The organism is Streptococcus sp. bf_0095 (assembly GCF_004166885.1).
Taxonomy (GTDB): domain Bacteria; phylum Bacillota; class Bacilli; order Lactobacillales; family Streptococcaceae; genus Streptococcus.
In genome coordinates, this window is the sequence record NZ_RCYU01000002.1 from 105,617 (window position 1) to 122,161 (window position 16,545).

Annotated in this window: 17 protein-coding genes and 1 pseudogene; 1 reads left to right on the forward strand and 17 read right to left on the reverse strand. The window is 43.4% G+C overall.

Going from position 1 to position 16,545, the window contains the following annotated elements:
• Nucleotides 1-5: 5 nt before the first annotated feature.
• From EAI95_RS05200 to EAI95_RS05215, 4 genes are read right to left on the reverse strand one after another with little or no spacing between them, the layout of a single operon-like run.
• The gene (locus tag EAI95_RS05200; protein ID WP_129270161.1) at nucleotides 6-761 is read right to left on the reverse strand and encodes an SDR family oxidoreductase; all 756 of its coding nucleotides are present in this window, start codon (nucleotides 759-761) and stop codon (nucleotides 6-8) included.
• 4 nt (nucleotides 762-765) lie between these two features.
• Nucleotides 766-1,596, reverse strand: coding sequence for an energy-coupling factor transporter transmembrane component T (locus EAI95_RS05205; RefSeq protein ID WP_129822399.1), 831 nt, complete (start codon nucleotides 1,594-1,596; stop codon nucleotides 766-768).
• Nucleotides 1,589-3,271: an ABC transporter ATP-binding protein gene (locus EAI95_RS05210; protein WP_129822400.1), complete on the reverse strand. Its 1,683-nt coding sequence runs from the start codon at nucleotides 3,269-3,271 to the stop codon at nucleotides 1,589-1,591. Before EAI95_RS05210 ends, EAI95_RS05205 begins: the two co-directional genes overlap by 8 nt.
• Complete coding sequence (locus tag EAI95_RS05215; RefSeq protein ID WP_129822619.1) at nucleotides 3,272-4,045, reverse strand: nucleoside phosphorylase; 774 nt, start codon at nucleotides 4,043-4,045, stop codon at nucleotides 3,272-3,274.
• Between the two features lie 662 nt (nucleotides 4,046-4,707).
• Between EAI95_RS05215 and EAI95_RS05220 the strand changes: the two genes are divergently transcribed.
• Nucleotides 4,708-5,988 (forward strand): solute carrier family 23 protein, encoded by a 1,281-nt coding sequence (locus tag EAI95_RS05220; RefSeq protein ID WP_009731544.1) that lies wholly within the window; start codon nucleotides 4,708-4,710, stop codon nucleotides 5,986-5,988.
• A 34-nt stretch (nucleotides 5,989-6,022) separates the two neighbouring features.
• On the opposite strand, the gene EAI95_RS05225 is transcribed toward EAI95_RS05220, so the two are convergent.
• The 13 genes and pseudogenes from EAI95_RS05225 to EAI95_RS05285 form a co-directional block, all read right to left on the reverse strand.
• The gene (locus EAI95_RS05225; RefSeq protein WP_129822401.1) at nucleotides 6,023-6,919 is read right to left on the reverse strand and encodes a DUF4299 family protein; all 897 of its coding nucleotides are present in this window, start codon (nucleotides 6,917-6,919) and stop codon (nucleotides 6,023-6,025) included.
• Between the two features lie 92 nt (nucleotides 6,920-7,011).
• The gene (locus tag EAI95_RS05230) at nucleotides 7,012-7,995 is read right to left on the reverse strand and encodes a rhodanese-related sulfurtransferase (protein WP_129822402.1); all 984 of its coding nucleotides are present in this window, start codon (nucleotides 7,993-7,995) and stop codon (nucleotides 7,012-7,014) included.
• 151 nt (nucleotides 7,996-8,146) lie between these two features.
• Nucleotides 8,147-8,638: a DUF6773 family protein gene (locus EAI95_RS05235; protein ID WP_129822403.1), complete on the reverse strand. Its 492-nt coding sequence runs from the start codon at nucleotides 8,636-8,638 to the stop codon at nucleotides 8,147-8,149.
• Nucleotides 8,639-9,118 carry a DUF6773 family protein gene (locus tag EAI95_RS05240; RefSeq protein ID WP_129822404.1) on the reverse strand — a complete coding sequence of 160 codons (480 nt, stop codon included), beginning with the start codon at nucleotides 9,116-9,118 and terminating at the stop codon, nucleotides 8,639-8,641.
• Nucleotides 9,119-9,146: 28 nt separating this feature from the next.
• Nucleotides 9,147-9,341: a helix-turn-helix transcriptional regulator gene (locus EAI95_RS05245; protein WP_003005328.1), complete on the reverse strand. Its 195-nt coding sequence runs from the start codon at nucleotides 9,339-9,341 to the stop codon at nucleotides 9,147-9,149.
• Between the two features lie 139 nt (nucleotides 9,342-9,480).
• Nucleotides 9,481-10,031 (reverse strand): annotated as a pseudogene (locus tag EAI95_RS05250) (ECF-type riboflavin transporter substrate-binding protein).
• A gap of 13 nt (nucleotides 10,032-10,044) precedes the next feature.
• Nucleotides 10,045-10,893: an S-adenosyl-l-methionine hydroxide adenosyltransferase family protein gene (locus tag EAI95_RS05255; RefSeq protein ID WP_129822405.1), complete on the reverse strand. Its 849-nt coding sequence runs from the start codon at nucleotides 10,891-10,893 to the stop codon at nucleotides 10,045-10,047.
• A gap of 17 nt (nucleotides 10,894-10,910) precedes the next feature.
• Nucleotides 10,911-11,489: an MptD family putative ECF transporter S component gene (locus tag EAI95_RS05260; protein ID WP_129822406.1), complete on the reverse strand. Its 579-nt coding sequence runs from the start codon at nucleotides 11,487-11,489 to the stop codon at nucleotides 10,911-10,913.
• Between the two features lie 15 nt (nucleotides 11,490-11,504).
• Entirely contained in the window at nucleotides 11,505-12,197 is a 693-nt protein-coding gene (locus EAI95_RS05265; RefSeq protein ID WP_006595735.1) for a methionine ABC transporter permease, read from the reverse strand.
• The gene (locus EAI95_RS05270; protein WP_129822407.1) at nucleotides 12,194-13,261 is read right to left on the reverse strand and encodes a methionine ABC transporter ATP-binding protein; all 1,068 of its coding nucleotides are present in this window, start codon (nucleotides 13,259-13,261) and stop codon (nucleotides 12,194-12,196) included. Before EAI95_RS05270 ends, EAI95_RS05265 begins: the two co-directional genes overlap by 4 nt.
• Nucleotides 13,254-14,627: a M20/M25/M40 family metallo-hydrolase gene (locus EAI95_RS05275; protein ID WP_129822408.1), complete on the reverse strand. Its 1,374-nt coding sequence runs from the start codon at nucleotides 14,625-14,627 to the stop codon at nucleotides 13,254-13,256. The genes EAI95_RS05270 and EAI95_RS05275 overlap by 8 nt, the downstream gene beginning before the upstream one ends.
• Before the next feature lie 68 nt (nucleotides 14,628-14,695).
• Nucleotides 14,696-15,568: a MetQ/NlpA family ABC transporter substrate-binding protein gene (locus tag EAI95_RS05280; protein ID WP_023024186.1), complete on the reverse strand. Its 873-nt coding sequence runs from the start codon at nucleotides 15,566-15,568 to the stop codon at nucleotides 14,696-14,698.
• A gap of 32 nt (nucleotides 15,569-15,600) precedes the next feature.
• Entirely contained in the window at nucleotides 15,601-16,428 is an 828-nt protein-coding gene (locus tag EAI95_RS05285) for an amino acid ABC transporter substrate-binding protein (RefSeq protein ID WP_129822409.1), read from the reverse strand.
• Nucleotides 16,429-16,545 lie beyond the last annotated feature (117 nt).

Consider the following 16,545-nt stretch of genomic DNA (forward strand, 5'->3'; position numbering starts at 1 on the left):
AGCAACTAGTCACCCCGATAGACCGGTTGCGGTCCAAAGGTTTGGGAAACCGGCATGATTTCAATGCGGTTAACATTGACATGCTTGGGCTGTTGGATGAGCCAAGCTACGGTATTGGCAATATCTTCTGGCTGAATGGCATGGGCGTCTCGATAGAGAGCTTCTACCCGTTTTTCATCTCCTTTAAAACGAACCTCCGAAAACTCGGTCCCTTCGCAGAGACCAGGCTCAATATTGGTCACCCGAATCTGTTTTCCAGCCAAGTCCGCACGCAGATTTAATGAGAACTGTTTAACGAAGGCCTTGGAAGCACCATACACATTGGCCCCTGGATAAGGCACCGTCCCAGCAGTTGATCCCATATTGATGACATATCCATCATTTCTTTCCACCATCTGGGGGAGGATTTGCCGGGTCAAATAGGTCAGACCGATTATATTGGTCTGAATCATGGTCAGCCAATCTGCAAGCTCTGCTTCATAAGCTGGAGCGAGGCCTAGAGCCAAGCCAGCATTATTGATCAAAACATCCACTCTCTCCCAAGCTTTTGGCAAACTGGCAAGTGCATGATCCACCTGAGAAAGATCCGTCACATCCATTTGAAGGGGATAAAAAGCTTCTCCCAGCTCTTCTTGAAGAGCCTGTAGTTTTTCAATGCGTCTAGCAGCGCCAATCACGCGATGCCCATCGGCAACTAAGCGGTGACAAATGGCTTGGCCAAAGCCAGCAGATGCTCCCGTTACTAAAATTGTTTCTGCCATTTTCTTACCTCCAAGGATTATAGAAGCGACCTTTGTTTACCCAAATCAGGACGAGACTCAAGACCACCATAAAGATTGACCCTAGAATAATCAAGCGATCTCGAGTGGTCATCTCCTGATAGGTGTACCAAGTTCGTTTTTTATTTTTTCCAAAGCGACGCAGTTCCATGGCCGTAGAGATCGTTTCAATCCGCTCTAAAGAACTAAAAATCAGTGGAGAAATCATCTGAAGATTTCCCTTCACCCGCTGGACAAAGTTGGCCTTTTTGGATAACTCCAAGCCTCTTGCTTCTTGAGAGAGCTTGATAATCTGGTATTCCTCCTGCACATCTGGAATATAGCGCAGGGTCAAACTGACTGAGTAAGCAATCTTGTAGGACACCCCAATTTGATTGAGACTCGAAGCAAATTGACTAGGATGGGTGGTCATTAGGAAAATAAGAGCTAAAGGAACCGTACAGACATACTTCAAAGCGAGGTTGAAGAGATAAAACAACTCTTGGGCTGTAATACTATATGCCCCTAAACCATCTAGAAGAACTGTCTTTGCTCCATAGATTTCTACCCCATATTGAGGGGCAAAAAGATAGACCATCAAGACATTGAGAAGGGCAAAAGCTAAGGCAAAACTCAGAACAAAGGAGATGTCTTTCAAACGAATGCCTGATGTTGCAAATAAGGCGAGGGCACCCAGACCGATGACCAACAATAAGCGAGTATCGTAACTCAACATGGCAGCTAATGATACCAACAATAAGAAAAGAAGCTTGCTAGCGCCTGATAGGCGATGCAGAAAACTGGTTCCGGCATGGTAGCCGACTAAGCGATTATTCATGACCTTCCCCCTTCTGATTCATATAAAACTGGGTCAAGGCAAGAGGATCGACACCAAGTCGATTTGCCAAGGCGAAAATAGACGTTTCTTTCAAATTAGCCCGTCTCAAAATTTCTGGTTGGGTCAAGAGCTCTGCCGGTGTCAAATCAGCCAAAACCTGCCCATCCATGACCACGACTGCCCGGTCCGAATAATCCAGCATGAGCTGCATATCATGGGTAATCATGACAATGGTATGCCCTTTTTGATGGAGTTCATCAAGGAAATCCATAATTTCCGTATAGTTTCGTTGGTCCTGACCAGCCGTCGGCTCATCGAGGACGAGAACATCTGGTCCCAAGACAAGGATAGAGGCGATGGTCACCCGCTTTTTCTGACCATAAGATAGAGCAGAAATCGGCCACTTACGAAATTCGTAGAGACCACAGGTCTTCAAGGCTTGATGGACACGACTTTCAATCTGGGCCTCTGGAACATTTCTCAAGCGAAGACCCAGAGCCACCTCATCAAAAATCATGTTGGTCGAGATCATCTGGTTGGGGTTTTGCAGGACATAGCCCACGCGCTCTGCCCTCTCCTTGACACTATCACCCTTGATATCCTCTCCCTTTGAGAAATAGGTTCCTTCCGTCTGGATGAAGCCACAAATCGCCTTAGCAAGGGTTGATTTTCCAGCCCCATTTTTACCAACAATAGCCAACCGTTGGCCTTTTGGAATGGTTAGAGAAAGGTCTTTTAGAATGGGCTGGCCTTCTCGATAAGCAAAGTTCAAATGACCAAGTTCTAGGATTGTCTCTGCCTCTGCTCCTTTTTCAAAATGAGGAGTTGGGATATCCACTGATACATCACCAAGTGGTAGTTTTTCTACCTTGTCCAAATGCGGTAGCTTGCTGATATCCTGGCGTAACTGGCGAAGAGTCGTTAAATAGAGAGGTTCACGAATCCCATTTTCAGCCAGCAGTGTCGTCCTCAATAAATCATCAGGTTGACCATTAAAGAGAACTTGACCTTGATTGATCAAGATAACCCGATCAATCGGACGGTTGAGTACATCCTCTAAACGGTGTTCGATGATAATGGTTGTCGTCCCCTGTTCTTCATGAATCTGATCAATCAGATCAATAATATCCTGACCCGACTTGGGATCTAGATTAGCCAGTGGCTCATCAAAGAGCAGGATCGGACTTTCGTCAATCAGAACACCCGCCAAGCTGACCCGTTGTTTTTGCCCACCGGACAAATCTTGTGGCCGATGATCCAAGAGCTTGCTCAAATCCAAGCGCTCCGCCCAGGTATGGACCCGGGATTTCATACTTTCCAGCTCCACCATATCGTTTTCAAGGGCAAAAGCTAAGTCTTCTGCTACGCTGAGACCGATAAACTGACCATCCGTATCCTGTAAGACCGTACTGACCAAGTGAGATTTCTCATAAATACTGAGATCAAAGGCTTCTTTCCCCTGAATGAGGAATTGACCACTACTGGTTCCCTTATAGATATTAGGGATAATCCCATTTAAGCACTGGCCAATGGTTGACTTTCCAGAACCAGATGGCCCGACAATCAGGACCTTTTCCCCCTTATAAATGGTTAAGTTGAGATTTTTCAAAGTTGGCTCAGACTGTGCCTTGTATTGGAAGGAAAAATCCTTCAATTCAATCATTGCTTCTTTCATTTAGTTCGCCTTTTCCCATAAGAGCGCAAATTGGATGGCCAAATCCGCGATTCGATCCTTGCTATCTAAATCCTCATGACTAGATAAGGTTCGGATATCCCATTTTTCTTCCGAGAGGTGGTCTGCTGCGTAGAAGAAATGGCAGAGCTCAAAGTCCCGAAAAGCTGCTAAAGCTGCCACTGCCGAACATTCCATATCTACACAGATGGCTCCTGCTTCCATTCGTCGCTTCATCTTATCGATGGTTTCCCGGTAGGGAGCATCTGTCGTCCACACTTTTCCTTTCTGATAGGAAACCTTGTGACTATCCAGAAAGACTTGGAAGAGAGGAAGGCTTTCCTTATTTACTTCCACTTCATCACTAGCCGGAAGATAGTGATAGCTGGTCCCTTCGTCTCGAAGAGCAGCCGTTGGAATGATGATGGAGGTCGCCTCAATATCTTGGTCCAAAACCCCACAGGTCCCAAAGAGCACTAGTTTTTCCATCCCAAATTGAATCAAATCCTCTATAATCCCTACACAGGAAGCAGCCCCAACTGGTGCATTAAAGACAGCAATCTGTTGGTCTTCAATCGTAATCCCATAGACTATGACTTCAAAGTTGGCCATGGAAGTTCTTGTAATAACCTCATGTTCATAATTTTCAAGGAGGCGCGCAAAAGTTACTCTTGAAAAGCAAGAGATGACTACTTTGGGAAATCCTTCAATGGGACCATGTAGGTCTTGTGGGTTGATAATCGCCTGTCGATTGGCATCAAATTCTTCTAACAGCATCTCTGACTTCTCTTTCATTCATTCTACTTCTAGTCCTCTATTATACCACAAAATCGGCCTCTTTCCTTCTAACAAAGGGGAAAAGCAAGCTCACTTGTTCGCCTTTTGTGATGGGAAACAACAGAGCTGTCCTCCAAAAGGAAGAAGGATTCCTCAACCACTGCGTCTACCGTTGACCTCTTTTATGATGAAAATAGATAACTCTTACTAACTTCTACCTCGCTCTCTTGTTTCTTGGCTCGGGAAAAGGGAGAGGGACAGAAATCGATTACCATTTAAAACGACGGTTTCGTCGTCCCTCCCCCGCAAAGTTGAGTAGGCCCGTCCAAGCGAGAATTAGAGCGTGGGAGGGGCCACTCAACCACTGCGTCGATCGTTAACCTCTTTCCTGATACAAAAATGAGAACTTCAATGATTCCCTTCTCGCTCTCTCGTTTCTTGGCTCGGGAAAAATTCGTTTACAAAACGAGCCTCGCTTTCTCGTTTTCGGGCTCGGGAAAAATTCGTTTACAAAACGAATTTTTTCTGCTATACTTCTTAGAAGCAAAGGTTTTTAATGTCATCCTGTGAGGTGACAAAGACACAGAATATGAATAATCTGAGGGCCCTTGCTATGCAAAAAATTCATGGGCTCTTTTTTGGTGCCCAAAAGTGAGGTTATTATGAAAGAAGAATCAACTGTTGATTTGCTCCTGGATGTCGATCAAAGTCCGGCACCCCTTAAAGGAATCTTATTAAGTTTCCAACACGTTTTCGCCATGTTTGGGGCAACCATCCTGGTACCACTCATCTTGGGCATGCCCGTATCCGTTGCCCTCTTTGCATCAGGGGTTGGGACGCTGATCTATATGACTTGTACCGGCTTTAAAGTCCCTGTCTACCTTGGCTCTTCCTTCGCCTTCATCACAGCCATGGCTTTGGCAATGAAGGAAATGGGAGGAAAAGTCGATGCAGCCCAAACAGGGGTTATCCTGACCGGTCTGATCTACGTGCTAGTCGCTGCAGGGGTTAAAGTAGCAGGCACTCGCTGGATTGACAAATTGCTTCCTGCCGTTGTCATTGGACCTATGATTATCGTTATTGGTCTGGGACTTGCAGGATCAGCCGTTAAAAACGCTGGTTTTGTCGAAGGGGGAGATTGGAAAAATGCCCTTGTCGCTGTCGTAACCTTCCTGATTGCCGCCTTCATCAACACCAAAGGAAAAGGTTTCTTCAAAATCATTCCTTTCCTCTTTGCCATTATCGGTGGTTATGTCTTCGCAGTTTGCTTGGGCTTGGTGAACTTTGATCCTGTCCTCAAGGCTAACTGGTTTGAAATCCCTGGTTTCTATCTTCCTTTCAATACGGGTGGGGCCTTCAAACAATACAACTTATATTTCGGTCCTGAAACCATCGCCATCTTGCCAATCGCTATCGTAACTATTTCAGAACACATCGGTGACCATACGGTGCTTAGCCAAATCTGTGGCCGTCAATTCTTGAAACAACCAGGACTTCATCGTACCCTTCTTGGAGACGGGATTGCAACTTCTGTATCTGCCTTCCTTGGTGGACCTGCTAATACTACTTATGGAGAAAATACCGGTGTTATCGGAATGACCCGTATCGCTTCTGTTTCCGTTATCCGAAATGCAGCCTTGATCGCTATTTCTTTGAGCTTCCTTGGTAAATTTACAGCTCTTATTTCTACCATTCCAAACTCTGTTCTAGGAGGGATGTCCATCTTACTCTATGGAGTTATCGCAAGTAACGGTTTGAAAGTCTTGATTAAAGAGCGTGTCGACTTTAGCTTGATGCGCAACTTGATTATTGCAAGTGCCATGTTGGTTCTTGGACTTGGTGGAGCAATTCTGAAACTTGGTCCAGTGACCCTATCAGGAACAGCCCTTTCCGCTATGACAGGAATCATCCTTAACTTGATCTTGCCACATGAATCAAACTAAAAGAAAAAGTTCTCAACACTGAGAACTTTTTTTATTAGAGTTGGGCCAATTGCAACAAGCGTTCTTTGGACAATTTTTTAATTTCAATTTGATTAGCATCCAACAATTCAAATTCACTCGAGTCCAAAGCATCCAGTAGGGCTTCTAAATTCACAGCCCCCACCGGCTTATAACTCTCTGGCATATCAGGATTTCCAGTGATTTCCACTAGGTTCACTTTCCAGTCGATGACTTCATCCATATTGACCTTCTCTACAAACTCAGCAGGTACAAAAGGCACACGTGGCAAGACAGTATCCGTATCTTCTGTTAGACTGTAACTGCCAATAATGCCTCCCGTTTCGTTCTGACGGTAGAAACGAACTTGACTAAAGAAGGCGGAGCTGTATTGAACCTTTTTTACCACTTGACTAAACTCCTCTAAAGGTTGAGCGGAGTCTAGGATTTTACGAAGGAGCTCACGATCTAAAATTACAGGATGAGCAAATCCCTGAAGCTGATATTGATGAAGGTCTGGATCTTTTTCTAGATTCTGTAGATTCTTCAGCAAATGGTTCTCATAGTCAAAAGAGAAAATAGAGTCTGCGTCATAGCTGGTCCCCAAATTATCGTGAATCTCATTTCCTAACTGGCGAGCTAGGGCACTGAGCCATTCTAAGATGAGTCGCCAATCTTCAAGGGTGGCAAAATCTGCAAGGATGAACTGGTAAGCATGTTCTTGATCCAGATAACGAAGGATGATGGGCAAGCAGCTCTTGCCATAACGGATACACATCATAGCTGGAAAATCTTTGAGAGGGCGACCAAGCATAGCTTCCTCAAAACTGTAAGTAAGAACTCCCTCCACCAAATTTAATACATCTTTAGCTGGCATCACTTTTTGATAGCCAAACATACTCTTTTTATTTCGAATTGAAAACACAACTGACATTTGTTTTCTCCTTTTTGTAATCGCTTACCAAATTATAGCACAAATTTTCATGACTTTCCATAGAAAAAAACAGCCAAAAGGCTGTTTTTAACTTATGCAAGAGTTCCATCAAGTGTCTCACCGATAACGGCCAAACGCTCAGCAACCTCTGCTTGTGACAAGTTGTGTTCTTCTACATAGCGATTGCGTGGATGAACACGGCACTCATGGGAGCAGCCACGGAGGTACTTGTCTTCGTTTTCTTCTGAAGTCAAGATGCGACGGTTACAGAAAGGATTTCCACAGTTGACATAGCGTTCACATGGTGTTCCATCAAACCAATCTTTTCCGACAACACTTGGATCAACATGGTTAACATCGACAGCAATCCGCTCGTCAAAGACGTACATTTTACCATCCCATAGCTCTCCTTGAACTTCTGGGTCTTTTCCGTAAGTGGCGATACCACCATGCAATTGGCCAACATCTTTGTAGCCTTCACGCACCATCCAGCCTGAGAATTTCTCACAACGGACTCCACCTGTACAGTAAACTACGACACGCTTGTCCATAAATTTCTCTTTGTTATCACGGACCCATTGTGGCAACTCACGGAAGTTGCGGATATCTGGGCGGATGGCACCGCGGAAATGTCCTAGGTCATACTCATAATCGTTACGTGTGTCAAGGACAACGGTATCTTCATCAAGAAGGGCTTCTTTGAACTCTTTTGGAGACAAGTAAGCACCCGTTGTTTCAAGTGGATTAATATCTTCATCGAAGTTTTCATCCTCTAACCCAAGGTGGACGATTTCCTTTTTGTAGCGAACAAACATCTTCTTGAAAGCTTGCTCTTCTTCCTCATCCATCTTGAACCAGAGGTCTTCCATGCCTGGAAGGCTGTGAACGTAGTCCATGTACTTTTGAGTAGTCTCGTAGTCGCCAGAAACAGTACCGTTGATCCCTTCGTCAGCGACTAGGATACGCCCTTTGAGGCCAATAGACTTACAGAAAGCCAAGTGGTCTGCCGCAAATTGCTCGGCATTTTCGATGGGAACATATTTATAGTAAAGTAAAACACGAATAGGTTTTGCCATAAGATTCTCTTTTCTAAGATTAAATTATCAGAATTTTTCATTCAACTATACCAGTATACTCTCCCCAGAAAATGAATGCAATTTATTTGACTGAAAAATAAAAGCCTGGGGTTCCAGACCTTTTATACGACGAAAATAAGGTTCCAACTAACTACTCTTCCTTTTCCAACTGATCCAGATAAGCTTCATAGCGTTTTTTCTCTACTTTGGCTAGGAGCATCACAAGGAAATTCATCCCCCATACAATCGGAAGATTCAGGAGAAATGTGATCGGAAGCACCAGTAAGAATTTTGAATGGAAGGGATTAGACTGATAGAGGGGTTGATTTAATTGATAATTCTGAGCCCAGATGAATAAGGCAAGAATACAGGTCACTACTACAACACCTGTTAGATTTAGGTAGCTATAGCTGATAAACCGTACGCCCAAACGTTGACAACGAATAGCATAAAAAATTCCTGAAACAATGAGTAAGGTTATGACCATGATTGGACTTAATCCGGCCTTGGAAGTAAATATAGACCCCACACTAAAAACGGTTAAGACAAGAAACAGAAAACTAGCCGTTTCAGCACCAGCCTTATTGGCCAGTCCTTCTTCTCGTTCATCTATGATTTGTTTGTTCAACAATTGTAATCTCATTTATTCCTCCTCCAACTCTGCCTCGATCTTCTTCTGTTTTTTCCGATTGATAAGAGCAAGTGGTTTCTCTAACAGATAAGTCAAAAGGGCAAAGACTAAAATGGCAAGAACGATCTTGAGCAGATACTTGGGAGCGAACATAAAGCTCATCGTTTCTCGCTTCCCAATCACATCTGTTGCAATCACAAATAAGGCAAATAGGATGCCTGACCCAATGCGGCTGAACCAGCTATCTTTTTCTAACATATCTCGAACATCAATACCTGAACTGATCCTTCTCACAAAGGCATAAGCTCCCATGACAATCAAGAGAATGAGCTCTGGAATATAAGCTACTAGGTCTAAGTCCAGGATACTAGCTTTCACAAAGGCAGAGACTGCAATAAAGCAGGTCATTCCTAGAACAAGTTCCCCTGCAATTTTTCCATCAAGCAGCATGGTCCGCTCATCTTTTACAATTGGTTCTTTCTTTTGTTTCATATATTTCCTCTTTCTATTGTTAAAACTGTTACTCCCAGAACAGTTGATCCAGCGTCTTATCCAAGGTCTTACAAATTGCTAGGCAGAGGCTGAGTGTCGGATTGTACTTCCCTGCCTCGATCAGGCCAATGGTCTGACGCGTCACCCCGATGGCATCTGCAAGATCCCCCTGGGTCATATCATGCTCGACCCGGGCCATTTTTAATTTGAGATTTTTCGCCACATGCTTTTCCTTTCTTGTTTTTATAGCTCTATTATACACTATATTTTCTATTTTGCAACATATATCTTACATTTTGTAAAAAATATTTTCGATAAACAAAAAAAGCCTGGTTTCCCAGACTTTCTCTTCTTATTTACGATTAATCTTTAGATAAACTTCCGTCTTTTGTTTGGGTACGAGCATAGGCAATCAAGAGAAGAGAACCTGCAATAGCTACCACTAAAGCATTGACAGAACCTGCTACAACACCCTGAAGGAAGACCTTGTTGGCACTTTCTTTGTAAATCATCACATCCCCAATCGGAGCAATCAATCCCCAAATAAGCAAGTTGGCAATGACTTGCACAACGTTAAAGACGATCAATTCTTTCTTGGTCACTTCTCCTTTGAGGTCACCGATTTGTTTGCGGAAGATACCAACAAAGAGACCAAACAAGCCACTAGAAATGATCCAAGTCCACCAGAGGCCATAGGTCATCGCATCTTTAATAGCATGACCGATAAAGCCCATCAAGAAACCAACAATCGGACCAAAGATCACACTAAAGAGGGCTTGAAGAGCATATTCAACTGAATGTTTGTATTTGGAGCTGGTGCCGGAATTGGAATCATCGCAATGACCACAAAGAGGGCTGCTCCAACCCCGATAGCTACAACATCCTTAATTGAAAAAGCTTGTTTTTGTTTCATATTTTATCTCCTATTAATTTTCCATTTTTCTAATTTCGATATGCCAAGAAGCCCCAACTCCTACATTATAGGCCTTGGCAAAGGATCCCTGGTTGATGGCAAGACCAACACGGTAGAGGGAATTGATATAGAGGATTGGCTGTCCAATCCGCACATCTGCGAAAGACTTGCCATAGGTAACTTGATTTTGGTAAACCAGCATGTCATTGTTATAGATGGTTACTTCAAAGCGTTCCCCAAATTCAGGTTCCAAATGATTAAACTCTTCCCGAGTAATCGAGGTCCAAAGAGAACCAAAGCGCACATCCAAGATGTCAACGGCTCCTTTGACAAGATTGTCCTCCATAACCGTTTCCACCACTGGTATTTCTACAATGTGTTCAACACTGAGTTCTGGCCCCACTTCCTCAAAGCTTATATGGCCACTGGCTAACTTAGCTCCTGTATAGGCATAGACATCACGCCCGTGGAAGGTATAAGAAAACTCTGTATTGGCCCGGCGGTTCTTCACCTCTGAAATCTCACGAATGGCAACGATTCCTACATGTTTCTTGATGAAAGAGAGGGTCCCATTATCCGGTGTAACAATGTATTGATTCTTTGCCGTTTTGGCTACAACACTTTTACGTTTGGAGCCGACACCCGGATCGACAACCGATACAAAGGTTGTCCCTTCTGGCCAGTAATCCACCGTCTGAAAGAGGCGGTAACTTCCTTCAAAGATATTATAAGGTGTAATGTCATGAGTCAAGTGGTGAATCTTGAGGGTTGGTGATTCCTCTAAGGCAACCCCAATCATAGCAGAGACAGCTCCATCTACCAGACCAAAGTCTGACTGAAGGACTAGTAAATTATTGTACATATTTCTTCTCCATCATGTTATTTTCTATTTAGTTTTTGACAGACCAAGTATCCAAGAAGATAACCAAGCAGAGCTCCAAGAAGAAGGGTCAGTAAAAACCAGCTCACCGTTCCCATATTCGACGGTACCATAACGCGTTCGATATAATCCATCGACTTCCCACGGGCTAGTAAAGAAGCACGGTAACTAGCTGGTTGGAACCACATCATAAGGATAGGCCCTGTCGTCGTAAAGGAAAAGAGGAGGAAAGACACCGCATTGCCTAACTTCGACTGATAGTGGCCACGGCTTGCGACCAATTCTGCCAAAAGCCCTCCAACAAGAGCAGGCAGAAAAGCTCCAGCTCCATGACGAGTGAAAAGGAAAAAAGCACCAATCACAAGAGCAACGACTAGAATGGCTCCTGTTCGTTGAATTTTCTCAACAAAGACCTGATAGATCCCTCCACCAACTAGGGCAGAGAAGGCTGGAGCATAAAACATATTTCCTCGATGGTCAACCAGACTTCCAAGTAGGACACCTAAACCAATGGCAAGAAAATACAAACCTGCAAAGGCTGCAACCTGCTTAAATTGATGTTTCTGTATCATGTTCATGTACCTAACCCATCCTTACCGGTGACTAATTTTCTTGGTCAAGAAATCACCGATAAACTGAATAAAGAAGATCAAAAGCAGAATCAAGAAGGTTGCTAGCAAGGTGACATCATTATTAAAGCGTTGGTAACCATAGGAAATAGCCACGTTTCCAAGACCACCAGCTCCAATCGCACCTGCCATGGCTGTTTCACCAACCAAGGAAATAAGGGTAACAGTTGTAACACGAATCAAATCTGGAAGACCTTCACGAAGATAGACACCAACAATATCCCAAAATGTTGCCCCACTGGCTTGGGCTGCTTCAATCACACCTCGGTCAAGCTCAGATAAAACGACTTGAACTTGGCGAGCAAAGAAAGGAAAGACAGCTAAAGATAGGGGAACTAAGGCTGCTGTAGGACCGATCCCAGTTCCGACAATCATACGAGTAAAGGGATTGATCAAGGCTAGCAAGATGATAAATGGAATCGCACGGAAGATGGAAGTGATTTTATCCAAGATATGGAAAACCAATTTATTCTCGATAATCCCACCTGGTGCTGTCAAGACTAATAATAAGCCTGCAATGAGTCCCAACAAACCACCAATCACAAAAGAGATAAAGGTCATGTAAAGGGTCAGATAAATCGCTGTTCCCCATCCAGCTTGGCCACTCCAGCCCATCCGGTAAACATTTGGTAGATAGGTTTGAATAAAGTCAATCATGCATTACTCCCTTCTTTTAAGACACGAACAGAAACACCTGCCGCTTGTAGATCCCGTTGCGCTGCAGATAGGTTGGCTGCTTCTCCAGTCAGGATAACAACCAACTCTCCAACAGGGATATGATCCAAAATTTCAATATTTCCGTGTAGAATATTTGCAGACACTTGGTACTGTTTATATATATCGTTGATAATCGCCGTGTCTGTCACCGAACCAGAATATTTCAAATGGGCTAAAACAGAATCCGCTGGCAATTGCTTAACAATTTGTTGCTGGTTGATTTTCACCATAGCTTCATCAATTCCTGTTGCTGTCGTGATGAAGTCTTGCGTCAATTCATTCTTAGGATTAGAGAAGATATCTAAAACAGAACCTTCTTCAATCAATTCACCATTTTGCATAACAGCAACCCGATTGGCAATGTCTTTGACAATTTGCATTTCGTGAGTAATCAAGACCACTGTCAAGCCCAACTTCTGATTCAGCTCTTGCAGAAGAGTAAGGATTTGTTTGGTCGTTTTTGGATCTAGGGCAGATGTTGATTCGTCAGAAATCAAAATCTTTGGATCGTTGGCGAGCGCACGCGCAATCGCCACCCGTTGTTTTTGTCCACCTGACAATTGAGCAGGATAGTTGTCCGCCCGATCTGACAGTCCTACTAGTTCCAACAACTTAGCCACTTTTTCAGCCTTTTGCTCTTTAGACAAATTTGAATGTTTGAGGGCGAAGGCCACATTTTCAGCTGCAGTCATTTGGGCCATAAGATTGAAGTGTTGGAAAATCATACCAATGTCCCGGCGTTTTTGGCGTAAAGCCGCAGCATTCAAGGTCACCCGATCTTGATAGATGACATCACCATCTACGGTGATAGTACCTGCTGACGGTACTTGCAAGAGATTGATGACCCGTACAAGAGTTGATTTCCCTGCACCAGAATATCCAACAATCCCGTAAATATCCCCTTCATTGATATGAATGGTAACATCCTTCACGGCTGCAATTTCACGTTTTTTCTGATGAAAGGTAACATCGATATGGTCCAGTTTGATAATTTCTTTACTCATAACTTGTGATTAACTCCTTAATTAATTCAATATGGGTATAGTAGTCTGCAATTTTCACATTCTCATCCCCACCATGATCTCGACTATTGGCATTTCCGATACCAAAGGCAGCCATTGGAACTTGCAAGGCCTCAAAGACCGTATGCATGGGCCCAGTGCCTGCAGTTGTCGGAAGGACACAGACCCCTTCTGGATAAAAGCGTTTGGCCAAATCTATCACGTTGAGAATGGACGGTGCACTCATATCACTCCGATAGCTCATTTCCCCTAGTGTGAAAACAAGTTCAATCTTCTCAAAGCCATTCTGATTCAATTGTTTACGAATCAACTCCAAGACTTGTTTAGGCTCCAAGCCTGGCACCAACCGAACTTCCATCTTGGCTCGAGCTTCTGCAGGGAGAATCGTCTTAACTCCTTGTCCCTGATACCCTGTTCCCAACCCTTCAATGTTCATAGCTGGCTCAAAATAAAAACGTTTTAAGAACTCACTTCGTTCCTCTTTTAAGATAGGCAATTGGAGATTGTAGATTTCTGTCACATCGTCCGCCGTTTTATTAGCATACCGATCAATCAGGGCCAGCTCCCGCTCGTTAGGCTCCTCAATCGAGTCATAGAGGCCATCCACCAGGATACGACCGTCTTTATCTCGAAGACTGGACAAACCATTGAGCAGATACCAAGATGCTGATTCCACCACTCCACCATAGCTAGAATGGATATCCACATCTGCACTTTTGACCACCATGTCAAAGGTAACAATCCCCTTGTTGCCACCGGAGATTTCCAGTTCCCCTTGTTGGTTACGAGTCCCTTGTTCCCAGACTAAGAGATCTGCCCCACGCAAGTGTTTTTTGTGTTTGGCTAGATACTTATCCAGGTCGGTCGAAGCAGATTCTTCTGCTCCTTCGATGATAAAGGTAATGTTGACTGGCAGGTCGCCATTCTCACGGATATATTTGCGAATAGCCGTTAACCGTGCAGTAATATGCCCCTTGTCATCATCTACCCCTCGACCATACATGGTCCCGTAATGGACCGACAGCGTAAAGGGATCACTTGTCCAAGGTTGGTCGCCATCTGCTGGAACAGTATCGTAATGGTTGTAGAAAATGATGGTCTTCGCGTCCGGATTGGGTGAAACAAATTTAGCAATGACAAATGGCGCTGTGTAACTGTCATCCACAGTTACCTTAGCTCCTGCAGCTGTGAAAATTTCTCCCAAATAGGTCGCTACTTCCTTTAAGCCAATCTGCTGGGCAAAGATGGAGCGCTTGGAAATGAGGGTCCTCAGGACTTCAAAATAATGCTGAGCCACCTCATCATTTTCAAATTTGCGTATTTGTTCTGTCTCTCTTGGATTGGACATCATTTCCTCCTACTATACACGATAAGAGGTAGAGAAAACCTTCTCCACCTCTCTATTCATCCTCTCAATTACCAAACTGGTTGGTCCATACCGTCTGAAGATTCTTCAATGACTTTCTTCACGTTGTCAGTATGGTAGGCTTTAATAATGGCTTCGATTGCTTTTGCTTTATCAGATGATTTCCAATCTTTCTTAGCTGCAATCAAGTTGTACCATTGTTTAGAGTTGCTGTTTGCTTTTTCTACAAAGAGAGCTTTCTTGTAATCAATTCCTGCTTCACGAACAAAGGTATTATTGATGATCGCTGCATCAACTGATGGAAGTGAAGAAGCTGTTTGAGAAGCGTCCAACTCAGAAATTGTCAAGTTCTTTGGATTGTCTTTGATGTTGCTGATGGTAGCCAATTCCCCATCTTTTGTATCCAACTTGATCAAACCAGCTGATTCCAATACATACAAAGCACGGCTTTCGTTTGTTGGGTCGTTTGGTACTGCAATGGTTCCTTTTTCAGGAATGTCTTTCACATCTGTGTATTTGTTCTTCCCATCTTTAGTACCAGAGTAAAGACGGATTGGCGCAATGTAAGTATCTGCTACAGAAACTAGGTCTGCGCTGTTTTCTTTGTTCCAGTTTTCAAGGTAGTTGTAATGTTGGAAAGCGTTGATATCCACATCCCCATCACGAACAGCTTGGTTTGGTTGTGAGTAGTCTGTAAATTGAGTAAACTCCAATTTGATGTTTGCTTTTGCATCATCTAAGTTCTTTTGCACTTCTTTCCAACGAGCTTCTTCTGTATCACTTAAGTTCATCACCCCAACTTTAACAGTTGTCACACCATCTTTATCAGATGATTTAGATGATTTTGAAGACCCACATGCTGCTAAGGCAAAGGTTGCAACGGTAGCAAGAGCTGCTACACCAAAAAGTTTTGTTAATTTCATATTCTTTCTCCTTATGATGTTTTTAAATAACCTTATTTAATATCAGAAGCTTCTGGAAGGTAGGTTCCCCCAAAGTACTTCTTAGACAATTTTTCCAGTGTCCCGTCTTCGTACAACTCTTTGATCCGTTTGTTGACGAAGGTTTCCAATTCTTTCTCACCTTTGGCAAGGATTGGGTATACATATGGTTGTTGATCACTTGGAAGTTCGATGACCTCCAAATTATCTAAGCCTTGGTCCTTAATTAAAGCCTCAACTGTCAAGCGTTCAAAAATCTTATAATCTGAACGGCCATCGCTCAAATTAGCAAGAATGGATTGGATGGTACCCTCTGTAAATTTGAGCTCAGTTGGATTATCCTTATGCTCTTTATTGTAGGCTTCCAACTGTTTCGCTGTAGAAGTTCCTTGGATGACCTCTGTAGACTTGCCACCGATATCGTCTAGTGATTTGATACCTGAATCTTTACGGACTACTAAGACCACTGGGTTCTTAGCGTAAGGATTTGGGTACAAGTATTTCTCCGCACGTTTTTTATCGTAGCTAAGGTTGCTGACACCGATTTGGTAACGATCACCGTCTAAGCCCGCAAAGATAGAAGACCACTCTGTCTTATTAAAGTTGACTTCATACTTATCTGATCCTTTGAAGATTTCACGCATGACTTCGATTTCATAACCAGTCAATTCCCCGTCCTTATCATAGGTGAAGGGTTTGGTTGTTCCAACTGTTGCAACTTCAATGGTCCGTTTTCCACTTGATTTACTTGATGACTTGGATGAGCAGGCTACCAAAGTCCCAACTGCTGCTAAGCCCACAAGGCTTAAACCAACATATTTGATGAATTTATTCAATTTCATTTGTTCTCCTTTTTCACTAAAATTGTTTATTCCTCTTTAAAAAACAGCTTTTTCCATCATATCAAAATTCCCGACTCTTGGGTATTATATTTTCTTTATGGCGGTGATAGGTTTTAC